Genomic DNA, 5922 nt, shown 5'->3' on the forward strand with positions numbered 1-5922 from the left:
CGAGAACCCAGCGTCACCCGAAGGCCGTTCCCATGTCCGGCGAACAGCAGAACCCAAACCTAAACGATCTTCACGTCCTAAAATCGCAAGCTAAGTGGTCCGCTCTGGAAGTCCTTCGGGGGTTGACGCGAGGTCAGGCCGTGTGCGGAGTGCGGATCGCAGGTTCGGTCCGGCGAGGTAGAGGCCGCAGGTGCAGTCCGGGCACCTGAATAAGTGGTCACGCGGATAGGCGCGGTTGGGGACACCGGCAGTAGGAACGGGCACAGGCCCAGTGATCATGGAGTTGCAACGCTCTGTGATTACTGAGGAGACCTGTGCCCGTTCTGCCGTCGTGGCTCACTGAACCGCTCTGGGATCAGTTCGCGGCCCTGTTGCCTGTGCGGCCGGAGTATCACCCGGACCATCCGCTCGGCTGCCACCGTCGGCGCATCAGTGACCGGATCGTCTTCGACAAGATGCTGCAGCTCCTGCGGTTCGGCTGCTCTTACCAGGCGATAGCGGATATGACGTGTTCGGCCACCACGATCCGCAGCCGCCGCGACGAGTGGATACGACTGGGCGTCTTCGCCGAGTTCCAGCGGATCGCGCTGGAGTCCTACGACCGGATCGTCGGCCTCGTCCTGGACCGGATCGCCGTCGACGGCGCCATCGCCAAGGCTCCCGGCGGCGGCGAAGCAGCCGGGCGTTCGCCGGTCGACCGCGGCAAACAAGGCCTGAAACGTTCCGGCATGACGGATGGTTACGGCATTCCACTGGGCCGCGTCCTGACCGGAGCCAATCGCCACGACTCCCCGCTGCTCGCCCCGACCCTGGACCTGCTGGACGACCTCGGACCCCTGCCCGACGACATCACCGTGCACCTGGACGCCGGCTACGACTCCGACAAGACCCGCGCCCTGCTCGCCGAACGCGGCCTGCACGGCCGAATCGCTCACAAAGGCGAGAAGGCGCCGATCCAGGCAGGTCAGAGGTGGCACGTGGAACGTACCCACGCCTGGCAGAACGCCTTCCAGCGCCTCGCCCGCTGCTACGAGCGCCGGACCACCGTGATCAACGCGTTCTTCGATCTCGCCGACACCATCATCACCGTACGCAGCCTGATCCGCCAGGCATGGACAACCCACCGCTGGGACGAACGCCCGCACCGCCGCTCATGAACCCACGCCTATCCGCGCACGATCGATCCATCCGGCCGAATCCTGGTCCACGGGCCGGTATCGCTGGTGCCCTTCGAGGCCACTATGACCTCGGCGACGCCATCGCGGAATGGCCGAACGGCCCTGAACCTGGTGCCGTACGGGATCCGCCAGGTGCCCGACCCGTCTATCAGCCCGTACACGCCGTGATCACCGCCGCATACGCCAGGGCCCACCCAGAACAGGTCAAGGTCCTCGGCGGTGTACGCGGCCTGGTCGTAGGAGCCGCCCAGCGAGTATCCGAGCAGGCCGTAAGAATCATCCGGGTCAACGCCGGCCATGCGCGGCTCGTCAACAGCCTTGTCGTAAGCCATTCGCAGTTCGGCCACCTTCGCATCGTCGAACTCGGCGATGTGCTGCTCGTGCAGATCCATCTCCGCGTTGAGCCATTCGGTGAACGTACCCGCCACGTCCTCGGGCGCACCGTCCGAGCCGATCCACACGGCGATCTTTTCCTCGTCCCCGGCCGGACCGAACGAGTAGCCCGCGTAATCGGGCAAGTCCCAGCTGGCGAAGAGCGCGTGCAGACACCGGGTTGGCTGGTCCTTGACAGGACGGGGGAAAGCGAAGTCGGGATCCCATTGATCGACCGACTGTTCGGGACCGCATTGATTGACCGACAGTGCGGCCATGGCCTCAGGGGGAAGAAACGCGAACCCTTCAATATCGCCGCCGTAGTTGAGCACGGGATAGCCGACCTCCGCCACGAAGGCGCGGTAGTCGGCAGGCAACAGGTGCTCCAGGTCCGCCCCCTGCGGGTGCTCCACGCTACGTACGTAGCGAAGCTGTGCTGGCGTGTAACACAACCCCCACCCGAGCCCTCTGCCGACAAGTAGCCGCTCGAACTCCCTCCAACGGGCCACCGCATTCATGGCACCGCCAGCCGGCTCATCCGCCACGCTGGGCTCAGCCCCCAGGCCGTCAACACTCAGATCATCAGGCATGACCGGCACGATAACCGCACGCACCGACAGGTGACGTCCACGAGTCCCCGCAGCAGCGAATCTGCGTAGTGGAGCACGTAGCCGCAGCCCGCCATCCAGCACACACAGGCTGGCCAGGCCCCTACGGTGCAACTCTCATCCACGACGCCAGCCTCGGGAAACTACGCGTGACGGTGACAGAGCGTCGCGATCCCGAACACGGCGGGGCTGTACCTGGAGCCCACCCCGCCCTTCCCAGCCACGCCAATCTGCGCAGCTTCTAAATAATCAGTTGCCTGTTGGCGATGGCGGTGGATGTAATGTCCGGCGTGATCACGCAGGTGCGCCCGCTACGGCGAGATGAGATGGACACGTACCACCGGGTCTTGCCGCTCGGCGATCTGGGCAACCTGCGACCGAATTGTCACGAGGGAGACGCCAACGCATGAATACGCCACCATCGGCATCTGAAACGGAGGGGACTGACGGATCATCAGTGCAGATCGGCGCTCTCGTTCCGCTCACCCGGCCTGGCTGGGTCGAGGCAGGCCAACACTTGCTCGCTGGACTCGAGCTGGCCGTTCGCGAAGTCAATGACGCCGGCGGGATCGTCGGAAGACCACTCGAGCTGGTGGTCCGAGACACCGCAGCTGATCCACAGGAGGCCGCGGCAGCCGTAGACGAATTGGATCGCCTGGGCGTGGCTGCCTTGGCAGGAGAGTATCACAGCGTCGTCGCCCGCGCCGCTGCCGCCAGGGCCGACGCCCTCGGCCTGCCGTTCCTCTGCTCGTCAGCGGTTCTCGACGCGCTCACCGAACAGCCAACGGAATGGGTCGCGCGCCTCGCCCCGCCGCAGTCCCGCGGCTGGCAGATCTACGCAGACTTCCTCCTCAGCGCGGGCCACAGCCGAATCGCCGTAGCAGCCCAGCCGAGTGTCTACTGGGCATCTGGGACCCGCATTCTGCGGGACTACCTCGCTCCACGCGGCGGCACCGTCATCGAACTCGATATGAGCGCGCTCACCCCCGCGGCCGTGTGCGACGAACTGGTCGACAATCGCGCGACAGCCCTCCTTCTTCTGGTCGGCCACCCGGAGCCGGCCGTGCCGATCGTCAAGTCGGTCCGCCGCGACCAGCGCCTCGCCGAGATCATGATTGGTGCTCCGGCCGGGCAACCGGAGTTCGCCGAATGGGCGACGTTGCTGGGCGACGACAGCGCCGCGATCCCGTTCTTGCGCTACCTGCCCGAGCGCCTCAGCCCACTCGGTGCACGAGTCGAGACGGCCCTCCGCGAGCGGCTGGCCGAAGCGCCTTCCTTCGTCGCCTTCGAGGGCTACGACACGGTCGCCGTCCTCGCCGATGTGCTGCGTTCTCATGGCGCGGACCGGGCGCGCATTGCCAAATCCTGGCCGCGCGTTGCAGTCGAAGGCACCCGCGGGCAGATCCAGTTCTCCCGCACGCCAGGCATCAGCGTTTGGCAATGGGCTAGGACGCCAATCCAAGTCGTTGATCGAGATCCGGCGGAACCCGATCGCTTTCGGGTCCTTCACGCCCGCTGAGAGAGCACGGAGGTCCAACTGTCCAGACTGTCCGAACTTGAGGCTGTCTACTTGTCTACGTGTGCCGGCGCTAGCCCGGGGCAGCCCAGAGAAGGCCAGCAGTCGGACCGGCATCAAGATCAATCTCAGCGCCAATGACTCGGCCCGCAGGGCCGGTCCGTCATAGTGCAGGCCGCAGGCGCAGTCCAGGGCATCGTTGGGCGAGCCGGCGACGCCACAGCGGCGCGGCAGGCTGCACAACTGTCAGTGATCCACTTCGCGAGATCGGCCGTTCCTCCTGCCATGCGCATATCCTGCGCCCGCCCCGTGCTGCTGACTGCCGCCGAGCGCGAGCGGCTGAAGAAGATGGCCCACGGTCACAAGACCGAGTACCGGCTGCGGGTCCGCGCGCAGGTCGTCCTGCATGCGGCGCGGGGACGCTCCAACGCGCGCATCGCCCGCGAGACGGGTCTGCACCTGGACACGGTTCGCGCTTGGCGGGGCCGGTTCGCCGCCGGCGGGCTGCCGGCCCTGGCCGACCGCAAGCGCTCAGGGCGCCCCGCCCGTTTCACTCCCGTGCAGGTCGCCGAGGCTAAGTGGTCGGCTCTGTAAATCCTTCGGGGGTTGACTCTGGAACCTGTGTCGTGCGTGGTGCCGGGGCAGGTGTTGCCGTGGGAACGGGAGTTGTGACGGATCTTGTGAGCCACCGCCGCATTTCAGAGGGACACCCGCGCTGTTCTGCCAGCGGCGAACCCCGGCCCGATCGGACTCGACGATCACTACGGTCCAGTCTCATGACGACGATTACCACGCGCACGGTCCAGTACCCGGCCGACGGTCTGACGATGATCGGGCACCTCGCGCTCCCGGCCGGTATCGACCGCCGACCCTCGGTGCTGCTCGGACCAGAGGGCACGGGGCTCAGCGACGTCGAGCGCCGACGGGCCGATGCTCTCGCCGAGCTGGGATATGTGGCGCTGGCCTTCGACCTCCACGGCGGACGCTACTTGGAAGACCCCGAGGAGATGATGGCTCGTTGCATGCCGCTGCTCGCCGACCCCGACCGGATGCGGGGCATCGGCCACGCGGCGCTCGACGTGTTGCGCACCGAACCGCGAACCGACCTCGATCGGATAGCCGCCGTCGGCTACGGCACCGGAGGCGCCGTCGGGCTGGAACTCGGGCGCGACGGCGTCAACCTGCGCGCGATCGCGACAGTCAACGGGCTCATCACGGGCCGACCGGGCGAGGCGGCGCGCATTCGCTGCCCGGTGTGGGCCGGGGTCGGGTCGGAAGACCCGATCATGCCCCCCGCGCAGCGGGAGGCGTTCACCGCTGAGATGCAGGCCGCGGGCGTCGACTGGCGCCTGGCGGTCTACGGCGGCGCCCTTCACGCCTTTCACCACCCGTCGGTCGACCACACCGTGCGCCCCGGCGTCGGCTACCACCCACGGCACGCACAGCGAGCCTGGCGCGACGTCGTCGACCTGCTCGCCGAATGTCTGCCCGTGACGGAGTGAACTGGTCAGTCCAAGCTCGGACGCCCGGTGACCGCCGCGATTCCTGGGCTCCACTGCCAACGCGGGCGGGGAAACTGCGGCTTGCCAGTGATCCACTTCGGCCGATCGGCTCTCCCGCCATGCCCCTCCGCACTGCCTGCCCGATAGCCCCGAGTGCCGCCGAACGCGCGCGACTGAAGGCGATGGCCTACGGCCACAAGACCGAGCACCGGCTGCGGGTGCGTGCACAGGTGGTGCTGCACGCCGCGCGCGGACGCTCCAACGTGCGTATCGCCCAGGAGACGGGGCTGCACCTGGACACCGTGCGCCGCTGGCGTGGCCGGTTCGCCGAACAGGGCTTGCCGGGGCTCAAAGACCGTCAACGCTGCGGCCGCCCACCGGTGTTCACGTCGCTGCAGGTTGCCGAGGCCAAGGCACTGGCCTGCTGGCTGCCCGCCGAGAGCGGAGTGCCGCTGTCGCGCTGGTCATGCCCGGAACTGGCCTATGAAGCCATCCAGCGGGGCATCGCCGCGTTCGTGTCGGCGTCCACCGTGCGCCGCTGGCTGGCCGAGGACGCGCTCAAGCCCTGGCAGCACCGCTCCTTGAAGTTCCCCCACGATCACGGACAGCGAATGTTTACGCTGCGTGGGTGAGATCTTGGGCCGCCAGGGCCCTGGTCTCGATCGGGGTGACGTAGCCGTAGATTGGATGCTTGCGCAGACGGGTTCGGTTGTACTCGACCTCGATAAAGCGGAAGACGTCCGCGC

Annotated in this window: 6 protein-coding genes; 5 read left to right on the forward strand and 1 reads right to left on the reverse strand. The window is 67.3% G+C overall.

Annotation, left to right across the window (positions count from 1 at the left end; translation table 11 throughout):
* Positions 1-314 precede the first annotated feature (314 nt).
* Positions 315-1157 (forward strand): IS5 family transposase, encoded by an 843-nt coding sequence (locus tag ACFVX4_RS41385; protein ID WP_389988475.1) that lies wholly within the window; start codon positions 315-317, stop codon positions 1155-1157.
* Positions 1158-1165: 8 nt separating this feature from the next.
* Here the strand turns inward: ACFVX4_RS41385 and ACFVX4_RS41390 are convergent, their stop codons facing one another.
* Positions 1166-2140, reverse strand: coding sequence for an SMI1/KNR4 family protein (locus tag ACFVX4_RS41390; protein ID WP_389988478.1), 975 nt, complete (start codon positions 2138-2140; stop codon positions 1166-1168).
* Between the two features lie 424 nt (positions 2141-2564).
* Here ACFVX4_RS41390 and ACFVX4_RS41395 point away from each other — a divergent pair, with 424 nt between their 5' ends.
* From ACFVX4_RS41395 to ACFVX4_RS41410, 4 genes are all read left to right on the forward strand, one after another.
* A complete protein-coding gene (locus tag ACFVX4_RS41395) occupies positions 2565-3677 on the forward strand; it encodes an ABC transporter substrate-binding protein (RefSeq protein WP_389988481.1) in 1113 nt (370 codons plus the stop codon).
* A 282-nt stretch (positions 3678-3959) separates the two neighbouring features.
* Entirely contained in the window at positions 3960-4268 is a 309-nt protein-coding gene (locus ACFVX4_RS41400; protein WP_389988484.1) for a helix-turn-helix domain-containing protein, read from the forward strand.
* Positions 4269-4450: 182 nt separating this feature from the next.
* Positions 4451-5176 carry a dienelactone hydrolase family protein gene (locus ACFVX4_RS41405; RefSeq protein WP_389988487.1) on the forward strand — a complete coding sequence of 242 codons (726 nt, stop codon included), beginning with the start codon at positions 4451-4453 and terminating at the stop codon, positions 5174-5176.
* Positions 5177-5358: 182 nt separating this feature from the next.
* Positions 5359-5808: a helix-turn-helix domain-containing protein gene (locus ACFVX4_RS41410; RefSeq protein WP_389988490.1), complete on the forward strand. Its 450-nt coding sequence runs from the start codon at positions 5359-5361 to the stop codon at positions 5806-5808.
* Positions 5809-5922 lie beyond the last annotated feature (114 nt).

The organism is Streptomyces sp. NPDC058240 (genome assembly GCF_042882135.1).
Taxonomy (GTDB): Bacteria; Actinomycetota; Actinomycetes; order Streptomycetales; family Streptomycetaceae; genus Streptomyces.